Origin of the sequence: Achromobacter sp. LC458 (assembly GCF_001005835.2) — a bacterium.
Lineage (GTDB): Bacteria > Pseudomonadota > Gammaproteobacteria > Burkholderiales > Burkholderiaceae_B > Achromobacter > Achromobacter spanius_B.
This window is the reverse complement of sequence record NZ_LBHW02000056.1, coordinates 1-17,249: the sequence shown is the minus strand read 5'-3', so window position 1 is coordinate 17,249 and position 17,249 is coordinate 1. Positions and strand designations below refer to the sequence as shown.

The 17,249-nt window shown below is 65.0% G+C and carries 17 protein-coding genes; 10 read left to right on the top strand and 7 right to left on the bottom strand.

Translation table 11 applies throughout. From position 1 onward, the window contains the following. Nucleotides 1-13 precede the first annotated feature (13 nt). The gene (locus YH64_RS27735) at nucleotides 14-502 is read right to left on the bottom strand and encodes a PleD family two-component system response regulator (protein WP_046807527.1); all 489 of its coding nucleotides are present in this window, start codon (nucleotides 500-502) and stop codon (nucleotides 14-16) included. Nucleotides 503-859: 357 nt separating this feature from the next. Between YH64_RS27735 and YH64_RS27730 the strand changes: the two genes are divergently transcribed. Both YH64_RS27730 and YH64_RS27725 read left to right on the top strand, forming a co-directional pair. Continuing rightward, complete coding sequence (locus tag YH64_RS27730; protein ID WP_143215569.1) at nucleotides 860-1,999, top strand: diguanylate cyclase; 1,140 nt, start codon at nucleotides 860-862, stop codon at nucleotides 1,997-1,999. Nucleotides 2,000-2,129: 130 nt separating this feature from the next. Continuing rightward, a complete protein-coding gene (locus YH64_RS27725; protein ID WP_046807529.1) occupies nucleotides 2,130-2,696 on the top strand; it encodes a sugar O-acetyltransferase in 567 nt (188 codons plus the stop codon). Between the two features lie 52 nt (nucleotides 2,697-2,748). On the opposite strand, the gene YH64_RS27720 is transcribed toward YH64_RS27725, so the two are convergent. The 4 genes from YH64_RS27720 to YH64_RS27705 form a co-directional block, all read right to left on the bottom strand. Next, nucleotides 2,749-4,569, bottom strand: coding sequence for a glycoside hydrolase family 15 protein (locus YH64_RS27720; protein ID WP_046807530.1), 1,821 nt, complete (start codon nucleotides 4,567-4,569; stop codon nucleotides 2,749-2,751). Nucleotides 4,570-4,572: 3 nt separating this feature from the next. Beyond that, nucleotides 4,573-5,391, bottom strand: a complete 819-nt coding sequence (locus tag YH64_RS27715; RefSeq protein WP_046807531.1) for a glucose 1-dehydrogenase — start codon at nucleotides 5,389-5,391, stop codon at nucleotides 4,573-4,575. Nucleotides 5,392-5,532: 141 nt separating this feature from the next. Then, nucleotides 5,533-6,255 (bottom strand): ferritin-like domain-containing protein, encoded by a 723-nt coding sequence (locus YH64_RS27710; protein ID WP_046807532.1) that lies wholly within the window; start codon nucleotides 6,253-6,255, stop codon nucleotides 5,533-5,535. A gap of 10 nt (nucleotides 6,256-6,265) precedes the next feature. Next, nucleotides 6,266-7,441, bottom strand: a complete 1,176-nt coding sequence (locus YH64_RS27705; RefSeq protein WP_221935929.1) for a hypothetical protein — start codon at nucleotides 7,439-7,441, stop codon at nucleotides 6,266-6,268. A 154-nt stretch (nucleotides 7,442-7,595) separates the two neighbouring features. On the opposite strand from YH64_RS27705, the gene YH64_RS27700 reads away from it, so the two are divergent. Both YH64_RS27700 and YH64_RS27695 read left to right on the top strand, forming a co-directional pair. Beyond that, on the top strand, nucleotides 7,596-8,117 hold the full coding sequence (locus YH64_RS27700; protein ID WP_046807534.1) for a ferritin-like domain-containing protein: 522 nt from the start codon (nucleotides 7,596-7,598) through the stop codon (nucleotides 8,115-8,117). Nucleotides 8,118-8,198: 81 nt separating this feature from the next. Further along, nucleotides 8,199-9,041, top strand: coding sequence for a ZIP family metal transporter (locus YH64_RS27695; protein WP_255444794.1), 843 nt, complete (start codon nucleotides 8,199-8,201; stop codon nucleotides 9,039-9,041). 44 nt (nucleotides 9,042-9,085) lie between these two features. On the opposite strand, the gene YH64_RS27690 is transcribed toward YH64_RS27695, so the two are convergent. Then, a complete protein-coding gene (locus YH64_RS27690; RefSeq protein ID WP_046807542.1) occupies nucleotides 9,086-10,009 on the bottom strand; it encodes a LysR family transcriptional regulator in 924 nt (307 codons plus the stop codon). A 108-nt stretch (nucleotides 10,010-10,117) separates the two neighbouring features. On the opposite strand from YH64_RS27690, the gene YH64_RS27685 reads away from it, so the two are divergent. The 4 genes from YH64_RS27685 to YH64_RS27670 all read left to right on the top strand — a co-directional run bounded on the left by YH64_RS27685 (nucleotide 10,118) and on the right by YH64_RS27670 (nucleotide 14,735). Continuing rightward, nucleotides 10,118-11,275: an ABC transporter substrate-binding protein gene (locus tag YH64_RS27685; protein ID WP_255444793.1), complete on the top strand. Its 1,158-nt coding sequence runs from the start codon at nucleotides 10,118-10,120 to the stop codon at nucleotides 11,273-11,275. Nucleotides 11,276-11,284: 9 nt separating this feature from the next. Next, nucleotides 11,285-12,352: an aromatic ring-hydroxylating dioxygenase subunit alpha gene (locus tag YH64_RS27680; RefSeq protein ID WP_046807536.1), complete on the top strand. Its 1,068-nt coding sequence runs from the start codon at nucleotides 11,285-11,287 to the stop codon at nucleotides 12,350-12,352. A gap of 1 nt (nucleotide 12,353) precedes the next feature. Then, nucleotides 12,354-13,319 (top strand): PDR/VanB family oxidoreductase, encoded by a 966-nt coding sequence (locus YH64_RS27675; RefSeq protein WP_046807537.1) that lies wholly within the window; start codon nucleotides 12,354-12,356, stop codon nucleotides 13,317-13,319. 225 nt (nucleotides 13,320-13,544) lie between these two features. After that, nucleotides 13,545-14,735 carry a Xaa-Pro peptidase family protein gene (locus YH64_RS27670; protein WP_046807538.1) on the top strand — a complete coding sequence of 397 codons (1,191 nt, stop codon included), beginning with the start codon at nucleotides 13,545-13,547 and terminating at the stop codon, nucleotides 14,733-14,735. Here the strand turns inward: YH64_RS27670 and YH64_RS27665 are convergent. Further along, a complete protein-coding gene (locus YH64_RS27665) occupies nucleotides 14,728-15,693 on the bottom strand; it encodes a LysR substrate-binding domain-containing protein (RefSeq protein ID WP_046807539.1) in 966 nt (321 codons plus the stop codon). The genes YH64_RS27670 and YH64_RS27665 overlap by 8 nt on opposite strands. A 94-nt stretch (nucleotides 15,694-15,787) precedes the next feature. On the opposite strand from YH64_RS27665, the gene YH64_RS27660 reads away from it, so the two are divergent. Next, nucleotides 15,788-16,324, top strand: coding sequence for a GAF domain-containing protein (locus YH64_RS27660; protein ID WP_255444791.1), 537 nt, complete (start codon nucleotides 15,788-15,790; stop codon nucleotides 16,322-16,324). Beyond that, the coding region (locus YH64_RS27655) for a tripartite tricarboxylate transporter substrate binding protein (RefSeq protein WP_143215567.1) at nucleotides 16,321-17,249 on the top strand (929 nt) is incomplete at its 3' end. The genes YH64_RS27660 and YH64_RS27655, both read left to right, overlap by 4 nt.

Below are 17,249 nucleotides of genomic sequence, written 5' to 3'. Positions count from 1 at the left end.
AAAACGACCGGCGTTACGCGAAGTACGCGGCCGATCCGTGCGAGGCGCCGGCCGTGTTCTGGCGCAGCGGGGCAGCCAGGTCGTCCGCGTCGCTGCGCAGACGCGCCGGGCGCGCGGGCGCGGCGGCTACCGTGGGCGCCGCCGGGGCGGGGGCCAGGCGGCGTACGGCTGCCAGCACCTCGGTCGGCTCGGCCGGCTTGCGCAGGTAGACGGCATAGCCTTCGCAGGCCTGGTCGACCTCGTATTCCGGCCGGCCGCTCAACACGACCACGGGGGTGTCGCACAGGTAGGCGTTTTCGCGCATGGCGGTTAGCAGCGCGCCGCCGTGCATGCCGGGCATGGAAAAGTCGGTGATGACCACGTCGGGACGCACGGCCAGCATCTGTTGCAGCGCCGTCAGTCCGTCGGTGTGGCCCGTTACGTCGTAGCCTTCGTCGCCAAGGAATTCGCTCAACAGCTCGATCAGCGTCGGCTGATCATCGACAACAAGAATCTTCGTCATGGTGTTCAATGCCGCCTGGCGCGGCGTTCGTATGTTTGGCCGCCCAGGCTGGTTCGCCGGCGCCCATTGTTGGGGCGGCATGGCGATAAGGGGCGGGAAATGTGCCTCGCGTCGTTTCTCGACTTTCGGCGCTTTCAAGCGTACGCAAAAGAGGATGGCGGGCTGTATAAGGCGGAATCCTAGGGCATGCCGCTCGTTCATGTATGAAGGAATTGTATCGGGACGAAACGACGCTCGGTCGGCACGCCGGCCGCGCGGCTTTTCCCAAACGCGGCGTAAGCCCGGCGCGCGCCCTTGGTAGCATTCCACCCTTGGCCGGCGCCTTGCACGCACGCGCGGGTTCTTCAGGATGCTTATATGGTTGGTGCCCAGGTTCGAATCACCCTGTCGTTGATTGCCCCTACCCTGGTGGTGGTTTTCGCCATTACATTTGTTGGCATTTGGTGCGCCTTCCGGCATCGCACCTATCTTCTGTATCTGGCGGCGGGCTGCGGGCTGTTCGCCGCCGGCGCAATGTCGCAGATCCTGTACCTGCCGCGCGACTCGGGCGCCAACGCGCTGGTGTCCGGCATGCTCTACATCACCGCCGTGTGCGCGGCCACGCAGGGCATCCTGAACCGCGTCGGCCGGGGGCTGCCCTGGCGTGCGTACCTGGCCTTTTGCGCCGCCATCCTGACGGCGCTTTGGTACTTCTTTTATATCGACCGCAACCTGCTGGTGCGCGTCTATGTCCTGAACATCGGCATCGGCGCCCTGCTGACCATGGCCGCATTGCGCATGCGCCGCGCGTCCGCCGGACGCCGCATCGACACCGCCTTGTTCGTGGTGCTGCTGGCGTTTGGCCTGCATTTTTTTCCGCGCACGTTGCTCAGCATCGGCACGCACGCGCCCAACGGCCCGCTGGCGTTTGCGGATTCCCCGTTCTGGCAGTGGTTGCAGTTGTCGCTGGCCGTCTTCAGCGTAGGGCTGGCAATCACGCTATTGCTGGCGGTGGCCGCCGACACCATCGACGAAGTGCGGCACGAAGGCGAGAAAGACTGGCTGACGGGTTTGCTCAACCGCCGAGGCTTCGAGACCCGCATGCGTCCCTTCGAACAGGGCCGCCACGAACCGGCCGCATTGGTGGTTGGCGATGTCGATCACTTCAAACGCATCAACGACCAATACGGCCACAGCGGCGGGGACGCAGTGTTGAAAGACGTGGCGCGGGCGCTGACGTTGTCCGTGCGCAAGCGCGACCTGCTGGGGCGCATCGGCGGCGAAGAGTTCGCCATTTATTTGCCGGCCACCGACTTCCAGGAAGCGGTGCATTGCGCGGAGCGGCTGCGGGCCTTTGTCGCCGACACCGTACGCGCGCCGGACGGGACATCGCCTGTGACGATGAGCCTGGGCGTGGCGGCAGCGACCGCGGCCGACAACTGGCAGTCGCTATTCCAGCGCGCGGACGAAAAGCTGTATGCCGCCAAAAGAGCAGGCCGCAACCAGGTCGCCGCTTGACGGTACGGCTCGGATCGGACGCGTGCCTTGATGCACGCTTTTATGTCGTCGCCCGGGCGCCGCGCCGCCGCTCTGGGCACGATGCTTGCTGACAGCCGCGCGCGTCATTGCCACCGCACAAGGAACCGCCATGCCCCGCCTACGTCCCGGCGCTGAAATTCAAAAAATGTTGAACGGCGATCTCTACGATCCCACGGACCCCGACATCCAGGCCGAGCAGGCCGCCACCAAAGCCTGGATGGCGGCGTACAACGCCGCCCTGGCCGCGCCCGCCGCCCAGCGCCACGCGCTACTGTGCGAACGCTTCGGCACCGTAGGACGCGGCGCGGTGGTACGGCCGCCGTTTCATTGCGACTACGGATGCAACATCCACCTGGGCGCCAACGTCTTCATGAATTTCAACTGCGTCATCCTGGATGTGGCCGAGGTCCACATCGGTGACGGCACTCAGATCGGCCCCGCCGTACAGATCATGACGGCGGACCACCCGCGCGAGGCGGACGCGCGCGCGGCCGGCCTGGAATTCGGGCGGCCCATCCGCATCGGCGGCAATGTGTGGATCGGCGCCGGCGCTATCCTGCTGCCCGGCATCACGGTGGGCGACAACGCGATCATCGGCGCGGGCAGCGTCGTCACGCGTGACGTGCCCGCGTCGGCCACGGTGGCGGGCAACCCGGCGCGGCCCATCGACCGTTAAGCCTGCCCGATTGATCCTGCGACGCGGCCCATCGGCCGTTAAGCCTGCCCGCTTAGTCCTGCGGCGCGTCGCGGAACGATCGCTGGTGCGCCGGCCCGCCCGCCGCGCTCAGGTTGTAGGCGGTATTGACCAGCCCGATATGGGAAAACCCCTGCGGGAAATTGCCGACCAGCCGCTTGCGCGCGACGTCGTATTCCTCGGCCAGCAAGCCCAGGTCATTGCGCAACGACAGCAGGTGATCGAACAAACGATGCGCGTCATCGAGCCGGCCCTGCATGATGTAGGCGTCGGCCAGCCAGAAACTGCATGCCAGAAACGCGCCTTCATCGCCCGGCAGGCCGTCGTCGCTATGCTCGGTGGAATATCGCAGTACCAAGCCGCCGCGCAGCAGTTCCTGCTCGATGGCCTGCACGGTGCCGGTCACTCGCGGATCGTCCGGCGGCAGGAAACCCACCTGCGGAATCAGCAGCAGGCTCGCATCCAGCGCCGTGCCGCCGTAGTACTGCACAAACGTATTGCGCTGGGCGTCGTAGCCGTTCGTGCAGATGTCTTCCCGGATCTCGGCCGCCAGCGCGCGCCACCGATCCACCGGCCCTTCCAGACCGAAGCGTTCGCACGATTTCAACGTGCGATCCAGCGCCACCCAGCACATCAGCCGCGAATGCGTGAACGCGCGCGGCGGCCCGCGCATTTCCCAGATCCCGTGATCGGGCTTGCGCCACAATTGCTCCAGCGGTTTGAGCAGCACCTTTTGCATGCGCCATGCTTCGGCCAGCGGCGCCAGCTCCGCCACCCGCGCGGCGTGCAGCGTTTCGATCAGTTCGCCATAAACGTCCAGCTGCATCTGCCCCGCCGCCGCATTGCCCAGCCGCACCGGCGCGCTCTTCTCGTAGCCCGGCAACCACGGAATATCGTGTTCGGGCAACCAGCGTTCGCCCGCAATGCCATACATGATCTGCAACTGGTTCGGATGCCCGGCCGCCGCGCGCAACAGCCATTGCCGCCACGCCTCGGCTTCTTCGCGATAGCCGGCATTGAGCAGCGCATACAACGTCAGCGCGGAATCGCGCAGCCAGCAATGGCGATAGTCCCAATTACGGGTGCCGCCCAATTGCTCGGGCAGCGACGTGGTGGGCGCGGCCACAATGCCGCCCGTAGGTTGGAACGTCAGCAGCTTCAGCGTGATCAGCGATCTGACCACCGCATCGCGCCGCCGCCCCGGCCCGTTTTCCCAGTGGCAGCGCTTGGCCCACTCCTGCCACCAGGCAATCGTGCGGTCCATGCTTTCCATGCGATCGGGCACAAAATGCGGCGTCTTGTGCGAGCGGTGGTAAGACAGGGTGAACGGCACCGTCTCGCCCTGGCGCACCCGGAATTCGGCCACGCTTTTCATGTCGCGCCCTTGCAGCGGCACAGCCGTGTGCAGCTCGACGGCATCCGGCCCCGCGATGGCGCTAAGACCGTAATCGCGCCGCCGCACCCAGGGCACCGCCTGCCCGTAGTTAAAGCGCAGCGTCAGCTCCATGTGCATGTCCACCTGCCCGGACTCGCACTGAACAATGCGCACCACGTCCACCCGCTCTTCCTCGTCGCTAAGCGGCATGAAGTCGTACACGCGCACCACCCCGTCCGGGGTTTCGTGACGCGTTTCCAGTACGGCGGTGTCGGGCAGATAGCGGCGCGTGCTGGTGTGGCCCGCGCCCTCTGGCGCCAGCAACCAGCGCCCGTGGCTGTCGTCCCCCAGCAAGGCGGCAAAGCAGGCCGGGGAATCGAAATGCGGCAAACATAACCAGTCGATCGAGCCGTCGCGCGCCACCAGCGCGGCCGACAGCATATTGCCGATCAGGCCATAGTCCTCGATGCGTTTGGACATGGCCTAGCCCGCCCCGCGAAAGCCGGGGTATAGCGTCATGCCACCATCGACGAACAAGGTCGAACCCGTGACGTAATCGGAGTCGTCGCTGGCCAGCCACGCCACGGCGCGCGCCACGTCCTCGGGTTCGCCGATGCGCCCGTAAGGAATCAGCTTCAGCAACGATTCCAGGGCTTGCGGCGTGTTCCACGCGGGCGCGTTGATGGGGGTGCGGATGGCGCCCGGCGCCACGGAATTGACGCGTATCTTCATCGGCGCCAACTCTTGCGCCAGCGACTGCATCAGCAACGACACGCCGCCCTTGGACGCCGCGTAGTTCGCCTGAAAGGCCCACGGAATCACTTCGTGCACCGAACTGATGAAGACGATTTTCCCTGCGGCCTCATCCGGCGCCGGAGCAGGCTGCCGGTTCAGGAACGCGCGCGCCGCCGCGCGGGCGCACAGGAACTGGCCGGTCAGGTTGGTGTCGATCACCTTCTGCCACTGCGCCAGCGTCATGTCCTGAATGGCGGCCGGCTGCTCGATGCCGGCGTTGTTGACCAGGATGTCGACCCCCTGAAAATGTTCTGCCGCGACGCTGAACAAGTGCTCGACATCGTCTTCGCGGCTGATGTCGGCCGCCGCCGCCACCGCCAGGCCGCCCGCGTCGACGATCTGATGCACAACATCCAGGCCGCGCCGCTCGGAGTCTTCGTTGGGCCGATGGTTGACCACCACCCGCGCCCCCGCCGCCGCCAGTTCCAGCGCAATACCGCGCCCGATCCCTGAATTGGCGCCGGTGACAATTGCCACGCGCCCGGACAGATCTACCGCATGCCGCATGCTGCTCTCCTTGAGGCGGGCAGGTTCGGGCCGATGCCGGATGAACCCGCTTGCGCCGCTGTCGATAGCCAGACGCCAGCTTAGTCCCGGAGCGGCGTGCGCATCAACCGCCCCGAATAACCGCCGCGCGATAGCCGTCCGTCACGTGGCGTCGCGCGCCACGAACTCGCGCAGCCATTGACGGATGATGGTCGTGTGCCGCGCCTCGGCCGCTTCGGCTTCGCGCGATTGGGCCGCCAGGTCGTCATGGCCCTGCTGCTCGGCCAGCTCTGTCAGCAGTTCCCATGAGGCGTGGTCCGTCAGTTCAGCGGTCAGCAACGCTTCCAGGCCCTGCGAAATGCTGGTGCGCGGGTCGGTCAACACCTGCACCAGGCCCAGCGAGGCCATCGCGCTCGCATCGGCGCCGGGCGTTTGCGCGGTGGGGTCCGCGCCCAATTTTTCGATGATGTCGACCAGCATGTGAAAGTGCGCCTCTTCCTCGTCACGAATCTTGATCAGGTCGGTGCGCAGGCCGGTGTTGCGGTCATCGCGGTCGGCCTCGACCTTGACCAGCATGGCTTCGTACAGACGCACGCCCGACCGCTCGTACGCCGCGCGCTGCCCCAGCTTGTCGATCAGCACCTCCGGATTGCGGCCGGTCAGCTTGCCGGCAACCGTGGTCAGCACGCCCTTGCCCGTGGCGGGCACCGGCACCGACCCCAACTGCCCGGCCGACACGATAGCCGCGGTGCGCTGCGCGACGGCTGCCTGCATGCCGCCGGGCGAGGGGCCCTGATCGAGCGCGAACTTCACTTGCATCGGCCCCTGCACGGGTGCCATCTGCATGCCGGTGCGATTCATCCCGGTCTTGGTCGCTTTGTCCATGGTTGGCTCCTTATTGCCGCGGGCGTTCGGCACGCTGGTTCAGTTCGGTGCCCGGCGTCCATACGTAGCCGGCGGACACCATGCTGCTGGGCGACCCCGCCGCATTCAGAATGCCGCGCGCTTGGATCGACGCCTGGCTTTCCTGGTCGCCCGGCACGTAGGCCGTGCCCTTGGCGCGCAAGCCCGTTTCCTTGGCCAGCACGGCGCGCACAAAGTCGCGCTGCGGCGCAAACTTCAACGGCGACGGAATGACCGACCCCAGCACCTCTTCCGGGTCGCGCCGCTCGATGTCCTTGAACAGGTTTTTCACCATCGACAGATGGCCCAGTTCGTAGTCCAGGAAGCGTTCCCAGATCGCCTTGATCCTGGGATTCGTTTCCTGCTCCACACAGCTGTAATAGGTGAAGACTTCCGTGGCTTCGTGGATGAGTAATTTTTCCAACAACGATTCATCCGGGTCCTGCAACGACCCATACTGCGTCACGTGCTGCTCTTCCACTGACGCGATCTCGGCGTACAGCTGGCGCGCCAGCGGGTCGGCAAACAAGGGTCCGATGTTCATGTAGTAGTCGTGCGTCTGGTATTCCGCCGCCGTGATCAACGTCGCGTGCATCTTGGTCAACAGCGCCGCCTGCTGGCGCTGATACGAATGCCTGACGTCGTCCTCGGGTGCGCGATGCTCGTCGACGGTGGGCCGACCCGGCACGATATCGGTATAGCCCTGAAGAATGTTGTTGGCGTCCTTGCCTTCCAGCCGGTCCAGCATCGCGCTATAGCGGTACAGGTGGTCAAAGTCTTCCAGCAGGCCGTAGCGATAGCTTTGCGCCTGATACGGGTCCGGCTCGGCTTGCGCCACCGCCGCCGTCACTTCAATGGCCACCTGCTCGTACGCGATGGTGGTCTCAAGCGGCGAATGGTCGGCCGACAGCAGCCAGTTGATCATCGTGGCCTGATGCTGCTCAACCCGCCGCAACTGCGCCAACGGCACGCGCAGCGGCTCGTTGAAGCGGCTGGCAATATGCTTGAGCCGCAACGCATCCAGCTCCAGCCCGTTCAGCAAGATGATCCGCACGCGCGTGAACGCATCATCGTCCAACTTGCTGATCGGCTTGCCGGCCATTTCCGCCCAGGTGAATCGCTGCTTGTCCAGCGGCACCCCGGCGTTGTCCCATAAGTTGTTGATCATGCCCATATCGGCCTCCACGAAAACCACAAGGGGCAGCAAACTGCGTGCCCGCACGGCAAATTTTTTAAGGCTGCGGCGCGGTCGGCGGGAACGGTGATTGCTGTAGGTGCAGCCCCAGGCAACGCTCTGCCTGACACCTTTTTCGGAGAACGACATGGACACGACCTCCCGGCCATCCAACGACCACTTGAACGACTGGCTGCGCGACGCGCACGCGATGGAAGAACAGGCAGAGACCATGCTGTCCAGCATGCTGTCGCGCATCAAGAACTACCCGGAACTGAGCCAGCGCATTTCGCAGCACATCGAAGAAACTCGCGGCCAGCAGGCCGTGGTCAAGCGCTGCCTGGAACGGCGCGGACAGGACAACTCCACGATGAAAGACATGGCCGGCAAGGCGATGGCAACGTTTCAGGGTTTCTCGGGCGCGCTGGCCTCGGATGAAATCGTCAAGGGTTCGATGTTCAGCTTTTCCTTCGAGAATCTGGAAATCGCCGCCTACAAGAACATCATCGAAGCCGCGCGTTACGTGGGCGACACGGAAACCGCCGTCGAATGCGAGCGCATCTTGCAGGAAGAGATCGCGATGGCGCAGTGGCTGGAAAAAAATACCGGCGCGGTGGTGCGGCATTTCCTGATGCTGGCCGACGAACCCGACGCCACGGCCAAGCGCTAGCGCCGGACCGCCACGGACATGGACGCCCGCTCTGCCCCGCGTATGACGCGTATAACGCGTATGTCGATGTTCAGGCGCTGCATGTGGACGTTCCTGGCGGTGGCGGGTATTGCCGCCTTCTACCAGGGCTGGTTGCTGTTGCATGCGCACCATCCGCTGGTGGGCGACGCCCTGCTGGGCGGCCTGGCCGCCGCCGCCGCGACCGCGTTGGGCACCTTGCCCATCTTGTTCTGCAAGACGCTTTCCGAGCGGACGCAAGACACCATGCTGGGCTTTGGCGCGGGCATCATGCTGGCCGCCAGCGCCTTTTCGCTGGTGCTGCCCGCGCTGGGCGCGGCGGCTGACCTGGGCCTGGGGCGCTGGGCCGCCGGCCTGACGGTCGGCGCCGCCATTTTGCTGGGCGCGGGCGCACTGATGCTGGCGGACCAGCGCATCCCGCACGAACATTTCATCAAAGGCAAGGAAGGCAAGGACGCGCGCGCCATGCGCCGCGCCTGGCTGTTCGCCTTCGCCATCACCTTGCACAATCTGCCAGAAGGGCTGGCGATTGGCGTGGGCTACGCAGGCAACGACGCCATGCGCGCCAGCGCCCTGGCGCTTGGCATCGCCATCCAGGACGTGCCCGAAGGCCTGGTCATCGCCATCGCGCTGCGGGCGGCGGGTTATTCGCGCGCGTTCTCGGCGGCGCTGGGCGCGGCATCCGGCCTGGTCGAACCGGTGGGCGCCGTGCTGGGCGCGGCGCTGGTCGGCGGATCAGCGCAGCTGCTGCCCTGGGGCCTGGGCTTCGCGGCAGGCGCGATGCTGTTCGTCATCAGCCACGAAATCATTCCGGAATCCCACCGCAAGGGCCACGAAGCCTGGGCCACGGGCGGGCTGATGCTGGGCTTTGTGCTGATGACGTTGCTGGATACGGCGCTGGGCTAGTGCCACGGCACGTTGCCGGCGCATCGACGTGGCCGCCGGACCGATCACTCCGGCATCCGCGGATAGGCATCGAAGGTGTCTTTCACCAATTCGCGCAGCCACACAATTGCCGGGTCCTGGTGAAAGCGCGGGTGCCAATGCTGGCGCAATGCGAAAGACGGCAACGGCATCGGCGGCTCCAATACCCTGACGGAGCCATAGCCGGCAAACACATTGCCCAGTTCCTGCGGCACGGTCGCGATCAGGTCGGGATGCTGGTCGATCAGCAACGGCACCACGACAAAGTGCGGGGTCGACAAAAAGATGTGCCGGGTGATGCCTTGCTCTTCAATGGCGCTGTCATAAGCTTCGGACGATCGCCCTGCCAGCGTCACGACGATTTGCGGCATGCGTTGAAACTGCTCCAACGTCATGACATCGCCCACCTCGGTGTTCTTGACGCTGACCAACGTCACGAACCGATGCATGAACAGCTGCTGCTGAAACAGGCCAGACGGCGCGGCGCGCAGCGAGCCCAGCACCAGGTCCACTTCGCCCGAAGCAAGCAAGGGTTCTATCTGCGCGACCGGCACCTGTCGCGAGCGCAGCGTGCAATGCGGCGCCAGCTTTCGCAGCCGCTTGATCAGCGGCGGCAGGAACACCAATTCGCCCATGTCCGTCATGCATAGCGTGAACGCACGCCGCGCCACGGCAGGGTCGAACTGTGCTTGCGACAACACCTGCGAGCGAATGGTGGCCATCAGGTCCAGCATCGTGGGCGCCAGGCTCTCGGCCTTGGGCGTGGGCAGCATCCCCTGCCCTGTCTTGACGAATAGGGGGTCGTCAAAGAAGTCGCGCAGCCGATTCACCGCGTGACTCATTGCGCTTTGCGACAACCCCAGTTGCTCGGCTGCGCGTGTCACGCTGCGCTCGCGTAGCAGGCCGTCGAATACCGCCAGCAGATTCAGGTCCAGCTTTTCGTTATGCATGACGTGCATTCTCACTATTCGAGCAATGACATTGACGCATATTCCGCGCCTGCCTATCTTGATGTCAAGCGCCGCGCAGATCGGCGTTCCACACCAAGGAGACAAATCTTGATAACCCGCTTACGCCTCACAACCGGGGCGCTGCTTTCTTGCGCCTTGCTTTCCAGTGGCCCTGCCCTGGCCGACATCAACGTCGGGATAGTGCTGTCGCTGACCGGCCCCGCCGCATCGCTGGGCGGCCCCGCCAAAAACGCGGTTGACCTGTTGCCCCGCGAACTGGATGGCGAACCCATCCGCTACATCGTCCTGGACGATGCATCCGACACCACACAGGCCGCGCGTGCGTTCCGTCGGCTGGTCGACGAGCACAAGGTGGACGTCATTCTGGGCACGTCCGTTACGCCGTCGACCCTGGCGCTTGTACCTATCGCGCAGGAAAAAGAAGTGCCGTTGCTGAGCCTGGCGGCCAGCGTGAAGATCGTGGAACCGATGGACGCGCAGCGGCGCTGGGTGTTCAAAGTGATCCAGAATGAAAACCTGATGGTCGCCGCCACCCTTGCCCACATGAAGGCCAACGGCTTCAAAACGCTGGGCTACATCGGCTTTGCCGACGCCTACGGCGACAGTTGGCTGGCCGAGGCCCGCAAGCAGGCGGCACCGGCCGGCATCGAGGTGGTCGCCAGCGAACGCTATGTAAAAACCGACACCAGTGTCACCGCGCAGACCTTGAAATTGATGGGCGTGCGACCCGACGCGGTGCTGGTGGCGGCATCCGGCACGCCCGGTGCGTTGCCGCAAAAGTCCCTGCGCGAACGCGGCTACCAAGGCGCCATCTACCAGACTTACGGCATTGCCAACCGCGAATTCCTGCGCATCGCGGGCAAGGAGGCTGAAGGCGCCTTGTTCGCCGTCGGCCCGGTAGTGGTGGCAAGCCAGCTGGACCCGGCCAACCCGATACGAGCGGTTGCCATGGATCTGACCCAACGCTATGAAACCGCTTATGGCAAGGATTCCATGTCGGTTTTCGCGGCCAATGCGTGGGACGCCGGCCTGGTGCTGCAACCCGCGTTAAAGACCGCGCTACGCAGCGCCAAACCTGGCACGGCTCAGTTCCGCATGGCGCTGCGCGACGCGTTGGAAAGCACGCGGGACGTGGTCACTTCGCAAGGCATAGCCACCATGTCGCCGAGCGATCACGTGGGCTACGACGCACGCGCCGCCGTCATGGTGCAGATCAAGAACGGCGCATGGCGCTACGTGCAATAGGAGATTGCGATGTTCGTGAAAAATACCTGGTATGTGGCGGCGTGGGACAAGGAAGTCACGGCGGACGGCCTGTTCTCGCGCACGTTGATCGGCGTGCCCGTGTTGATGTATCGCGACAGCACCGGCACGTTGGTGGCGCTGGAAGACCGCTGCTGCCACCGCGGCGCGCCGCTGTCCATGGGGCGGCGCGAGGGAGACTGCGTGCGCTGCATGTATCACGGGTTGAAGTTCGACGCCTCGGGCGCCTGTGTCGAAGCCCCGGCCCAAGCGCGCATACCGCCACAAGCCCGCGTCAATACCTTTCCCGTCGTCGAGCGCAACCGATGGATATGGATCTGGATGGGCGACCCCGAGCGCGCGGACGCTGCGCTTATTCCCGACACCCAATGGCTGGATCACCCCGACTGGCGCAGCCTGGACGGCTACATCCACTACGACGTCAACTATCTGCTGATCGCCGATAACCTGCTGGACTTTTCGCATCTGCCCTTCGTGCATCCGACCACGTTGGGCGGCGGTGAAGACTACGCGGCGGTAGCGCCCAAGGTGGAACGCCTGCCGGACGGCGTGCGCATTACGCGTTGGACGATGAACACCGAAGCGCCCCCGTTTGCGGCCAAGGTCAAGAACTGGCCCGGCCGGGTCGACCGTTGGAACATCTATAACTTCACCGTTCCCGGCATTCTCATCATGGACTCGGGCATGGCGCCCACCGGAACGGGCGCACAGGAAGGCCAGCGGGTAGACGCCGCCGAGTTCCGCGGGTGCCAGGCGCTGACCCCGGAAACGGCAACGTCCACGCACTATTTCTTCGCGCATCCGCATAACTTCGCCATCGACCGCCCGGAGGTCACGGCGTCCATCCACCAAAGCGTGGTCACCGCCTTTGACGAAGACCGCGAGATCATCACCGCGCAGCAGCGATCATTGTCCCTGGCGCCGGACTTCAAGATGGTGCCGTTGGCCATTGATGCGGCGCTGTCGCAATTTCGCTGGGTGGTATCGCGGCGGGTGCAGGAAGAGCAACAGCTTGCCCCCACCGTGATTCCGATCGCGACCGCGCCGGAGGCCGCTTGACATGCAGCCGCTGATTGTCTGCCGCATCACGCCCGAAGCGCAGGGCGTTGTCAGCCTGTTGCTGCGCGATAAAGACGGCGCCAATCTGCCCGCCTACGAGCCCGGCGCCCATATCGACGTGGATCTGGGCAACGGGATGACACGTCAATATTCCCTGTGCGGCGATCCGGCGCAATGCGACGAGTACCGCCTGGGGGTCGGGCTGGCCGTTGACTCCCGGGGCGGATCGCGCCGCATCCATGACACGCTACGCGAGGGCGACACCTTGCACGTCGGTGCGCCGCGCCAACTATTCGGTTTACATGCGCAGGCGACGTCGCACGTGTTTATCGCCGGCGGGATCGGCATCACCCCTTTCCTTGGCATGATCCTTGCCTGCGAGCGGCGCAAAGAGCCCTGGACCTTGCTTTACTGCGCCCGCGGCCGGGCGCATGCCGCCTTCTTGCACGAGCTGGCCGAATACGGCGACCGGGTCACCCTGCACATGGACGACGAACGGGCCGCGCGCTGCGATGCGCCCTCCTATGTTGAAAAAGTCGCCCGGCCCGGGTCCCATGTGTATTGCTGTGGGCCATCCTCTTTGATGGATGCCGTGGGCCAGGCCTGCGTGCAGCTGGGAATTGCCCCGTCGAATTTCCACACCGAGCGATTCTCGGCATCGCCCACGCCCACGCCCGTGCCTGGCCCAGCGCAACCCGGCGCCGATGCCTTCACCGTGGTGCTAGCCAAATCCGGTGGCCGCTATGTGGTTCCCGCCGGCAAGTCACTGCTGGAAGTGCTGGAAGAAGCAGGCATCGCGTGGCCAAGCTCGTGCCGCGAAGGGCTGTGCGGCAGTTGCGAGGCGCCGGTGCTGTCCGGGGCTATCGATCATCGCGATTACGTCCTGAGCGATGCGCAACGCGCCGAGCATCGCTGCATGATGGTCTGTGTGTCGCGGGCGGCCGGCACGGTCGAACTGGATATCTGACGGCGGCATCGACACAACCGAACCGTCGCAGGCCGCCCCGGCCGTGCCGCTTGCCCATGCCATAACGCTTATGGCGGCCTCAGCTTTATTCATTGGGCGCTAATGCCGTCCCTGCCCATAATCGTCGACAAGTTCCATGGCGTTGCCTGCCTGGGCCCTGTTCGACGATGCACGGGCCGGCTTGGCGTGGGCAACCCATCAATCTTCTGCACAAGGACCCGCAGCATGCCCAAACTGACCAAGGCTGTCTGGCAATACCGGCTGGACAAGATGACCGCGATGATGGACGACCTGGCGGTTGACGCCATTGTTTTCACGTCGGCGGATTTTTTTCAGTTCGCCACTAACTTCCATACCGACGTCCTGCCCTGGGAACGCCCGATCTTTGCCGTGGTGCCGCGCAACGGCACACCGTTTTTGGTGATGAACGAGTTGTCCACGCATCACATGCGCTTTTCGCAGGACCAGGGCAAGGTCTGGATCACCGATATCACTTACTACGCCGAGCACCCGCGCGTGACCAACCGGCTGCCGCTGATCACGCAGTTACCGGAGGTGCTGGCGGCGCGCCTGAAATCGGCCGGGCTGGCGCGTTCACGCATCGCCGTTGAGGGCGGCAGCCCGGTACTGGCGGCGGTCGGCCGGTTGCTGCCCGAGCTGGTGCTGCGCCCCGCCACGCCCGAATGCCGGTCGCTGCGCTGGCAAAAGCACGAAGAAGAACTGGCCGTCATGGCGGCGGCGGCGTCCATCTCGGATTGGATTCAGGACCGTTACCGCGAGAACATTCGCCCGGGCCGTCTGGTTCAAGAACTGGACTTCGCCATGGCGTCGCTGTTCGTGCAGGAAGCGGCCGAACGCTTTCCCGGCGAGCAATTCGAGGTGATTCGCTGCTGGACGTTGAGCGGTCCGGCGTCCGCGTCCCCGCATGGTGACGGCGCGTCCTGCGGCGCGCGTATCAAGGAAGGCGACGTGCTGGTCAACATCGTCATCCCGCGTCTGAATGGCTTGACCATCGAAAACGAACGCACCTGGTTCTGCGGCACGCCCTCGGCCGAACAGACCCGGCTGTGGTCGGCGGCCAAGGCGGCCAACGAGGCAGCCATCGACGCCGCGCGCACCGGCAACCCGGTCTGCATGATCGACGCGGCCGCGCAAGCCGAAATCGAAAAAGCCGGCTACGCCGACTTCATCCGCCATCGCACGGGGCATGCGGTGGGCATCATCCATCATGAGTATCCCGAAGACATGGCGTTCTGCCAGCGCCCGCTGCTGGACAACGAGGTGTACTCGGCCGAACCCGGCATCTACGCCTATGGCATCGGCGGCTTCCGGCTGGATGACACGGTGGTCGTGGGCGACACCCCGCGCGTCTTGACGCATACGCCCAAGACGCTGGAGTACGCCACCGTCAAGTAGCGCTTGCGCCGCCGTTCCCCGTTTCGACAAGACTGCCGGCTTCTTCGCGCAAGGTATCGCGCAAGGCCGGCAGCACGATGCTGGGGGAATCCGCTGCCCACAACATGCCGATGGGGCCGAACTCCAATCGCGACGGCACGCGGATGATGCGGATCAGGTTCAGCTGTTCGTACATGTGCGCCACGGAACTTGCCAGGGTAGCGATGTAGTCGCGCCCTTGCAGCATGGACAGCAGCGCCACCAGCGAACTGGTCTCGACGGCCGGCCTGGGCGGCGGCATGCCCGCGTCCGCCACCGCCTGATCCAGCCGCATCCGTGACAAGGTGCCGGGTGGGGGCAAGACCCACGGGTACGCGCCGGTATCTTCCCACCGCGGCGCGTCCAGTTCCGCCAGCGGATGGCCGCGTCGTGCCACCACGCTGAAGGTGTCCGTCATCAGCCATTCCGTGCACAGGCCCGAACGGCTGGCGCGCACGTCCAACGGCCCGATGATCAAATCGATTTCGCGGCGTTCAACCCGTTCCATCAAGGGTTCCAGCAGGCCTTCCACCAATTCGATCTGCACCTTGGGAGACCGCTGGTGCAGCGCCGCGATGGCGCGCGGCAGGAGCACGGGCGCGGCGGACAGGATCGTGCCGATATGCAGATGGCCCGCCACGCCGCCTTTCACGGCCTCGATCTCTTCGCCCGTGCGCGCGGTATCGCCCAGCACGCGGCACGCATAGCGCCATAGCGCGCGCCCTGCTTCCGTCAATTCCAGCTTGCGGCCCCGCAAGAAGAGCGCCGTGCCGACCAGGTCTTCCATATCGCTGAGCCAATGCGACAACGCAGGCTGGGTCATGTGCATGGCCTTGGCGGCGGCGGTGACGCTGCCCGCGCTTTCCAATGCCGCCAGCACCTGTAGGTGTCGAAGCTTCAGGCGGCGAGTCCAGGCAAGGTCGGTCGAGGCGGTTTCCATGCGGAAATGGTAATGGATATCTCAGCTTTATTCATTAGCTTGGTATGGCCTTTGGCGGCCAAAATGGCTATCCACCACAGATGGAAACCAGGCCGTGACGATTTCTACAAACCTTCCGCCGCAAGCGGGTGCGCTCAGCGCGATGGCGCGCGCACTGGCTGACGGCCCGCAGCCGCACACCGGGCTGCAAGGGCTGGCCACGGCCTTGGCGGCACGCATCGGTTATCGCTTGTTCACCGTCCTGGTCCTTGACCGGCAAGCGAGCTTGAGCCGCCGCTACTTCTCAAGCCGGCCGGACGCCTACCCGCCGGGCGGCGCCAAGCCGATACGCGAAGACAGCGATTTTTTCGCCCGCGTCGTGCAAGACGGCAAGGCCAGGATCTGCGCCGACCGCGCCGCCTGCGTAGCAGCGTTTCCGGACCATGAACTGATCCGGTCGCTGGGCTGCGAAAGCGCGGTCAACGTGCCCGTGCGCTGGAACGGCCAGACCATTGCATCGCTCAACCTTTTGCATGAGGCCGGCTGGTACCGAGCCGACATGCTGGCCGAGCTGGACTGGTATGGCGCGCTTGCCATTCCGGTCGTTCAGAACATCATTCAAACAGTACGACAACAAGGGGAACAACCATGAAACGCCTGTGCACTTACCTTGCCGCGCTGCTGCTGCCTTGCAGCATGGCGCAAGCCGCCTCCGCCGACGCCTACCCGGCCAAGGCCATCACCATCGTCTATCCCTATGCGCCGGGGTCGGCGTCGGACACCATGACCCGGCTGCTGGCCGAGTCCATGTCCAAGCGCCTGGGCCAGCCCATCATCGTGGACAGCAAGCCGGGCGCGGGCGGATCCATCGCCACCGAACACGTCGTGCGGGCGGCTCCGGACGGTTACACGCTGCTGCTGAGCGCCAGCGGAACCATCTCGGTCAACCCGCACATCTACAAGCTGCGGTACAGCACGTTGGACGACCTGGCGCATATTTCCATCGCCGTCGAAGTGCCGTTCGTCTTCGTGGTCAACAAGACGTTCCCGGCGCAGACCTATGCGGACTTCAAGGCGCTGGATGCCTCCAAGCCGGGCGGCCTGACGTCGGCCAATGCGGGCCTGGGCACGCAGGCGCATCTGACGCAGGCGGCCTTCGCCAAGCTGGCGGGGCTGAACCTCAGCATCATCGGCTACAAGGGCGCGGCCCCGGCCGTGAACGACATTCTGGGCGGGCACGTGGACTCCATGATGGACAACGCGGCGTCCCAGATTCCGTATGTCACCGCCGGCAAGACGACGGCGCTGTTCGTGACCAGCGACTATCGTTTCAGCGGCTACCCCCAGGTGCCGACCGCCAAGGAAGTGGGCGTGACAGGCTTGGTTCCGGCTGGGTGGTTTGGGCTGGCGGCGCCCAAGGGCACTCCCCCCGCCATCGTCGACAAGCTTCATGACGCGATGGCGGCCAGCCTGAAAGAGCCCGACATGCAGCGCAAGTTGCAGGAACTGGGATGGGTCGTCGTCGGCAACACCCCGAGCGAGGCCCTGGCGCGCGCACGCAAGGACTACGACCTGCT

What these genes read in the sequence shown, in the direction of transcription:
- YH64_RS27700 (WP_046807534.1), top strand. Translation starts at nt 7,596, where the DNA reads ATGGACACGACCTCCCGGCCATCCAACGACCACTTGAACGACTGGCTG.
- YH64_RS27680 (WP_046807536.1), top strand. Translation starts at nt 11,285, where the DNA reads ATGTTCGTGAAAAATACCTGGTATGTGGCGGCGTGGGACAAGGAAGTC.
- YH64_RS27690 (WP_046807542.1), bottom strand. Translation starts at nt 10,009, where the DNA reads ATGCATAACGAAAAGCTGGACCTGAATCTGCTGGCGGTATTCGACGGC.
- YH64_RS27695 (WP_255444794.1), top strand. Translation starts at nt 8,199, where the DNA reads ATGTGGACGTTCCTGGCGGTGGCGGGTATTGCCGCCTTCTACCAGGGC.
- YH64_RS27705 (WP_221935929.1), bottom strand. Translation starts at nt 7,441, where the DNA reads ATGATCAACAACTTATGGGACAACGCCGGGGTGCCGCTGGACAAGCAG.
- YH64_RS27665 (WP_046807539.1), bottom strand. Translation starts at nt 15,693, where the DNA reads ATGGAAACCGCCTCGACCGACCTTGCCTGGACTCGCCGCCTGAAGCTT.
- YH64_RS27675 (WP_046807537.1), top strand. Translation starts at nt 12,354, where the DNA reads ATGCAGCCGCTGATTGTCTGCCGCATCACGCCCGAAGCGCAGGGCGTT.
- YH64_RS27735 (WP_046807527.1), bottom strand. Translation starts at nt 502, where the DNA reads ATGACGAAGATTCTTGTTGTCGATGATCAGCCGACGCTGATCGAGCTG.
- YH64_RS27725 (WP_046807529.1), top strand. Translation starts at nt 2,130, where the DNA reads ATGCCCCGCCTACGTCCCGGCGCTGAAATTCAAAAAATGTTGAACGGC.
- YH64_RS27720 (WP_046807530.1), bottom strand. Translation starts at nt 4,569, where the DNA reads ATGTCCAAACGCATCGAGGACTATGGCCTGATCGGCAATATGCTGTCG.
- YH64_RS27715 (WP_046807531.1), bottom strand. Translation starts at nt 5,391, where the DNA reads ATGCGGCATGCGGTAGATCTGTCCGGGCGCGTGGCAATTGTCACCGGC.
- YH64_RS27670 (WP_046807538.1), top strand. Translation starts at nt 13,545, where the DNA reads ATGCCCAAACTGACCAAGGCTGTCTGGCAATACCGGCTGGACAAGATG.
- YH64_RS27730 (WP_143215569.1), top strand. Translation starts at nt 860, where the DNA reads ATGGTTGGTGCCCAGGTTCGAATCACCCTGTCGTTGATTGCCCCTACC.
- YH64_RS27710 (WP_046807532.1), bottom strand. Translation starts at nt 6,255, where the DNA reads ATGGACAAAGCGACCAAGACCGGGATGAATCGCACCGGCATGCAGATG.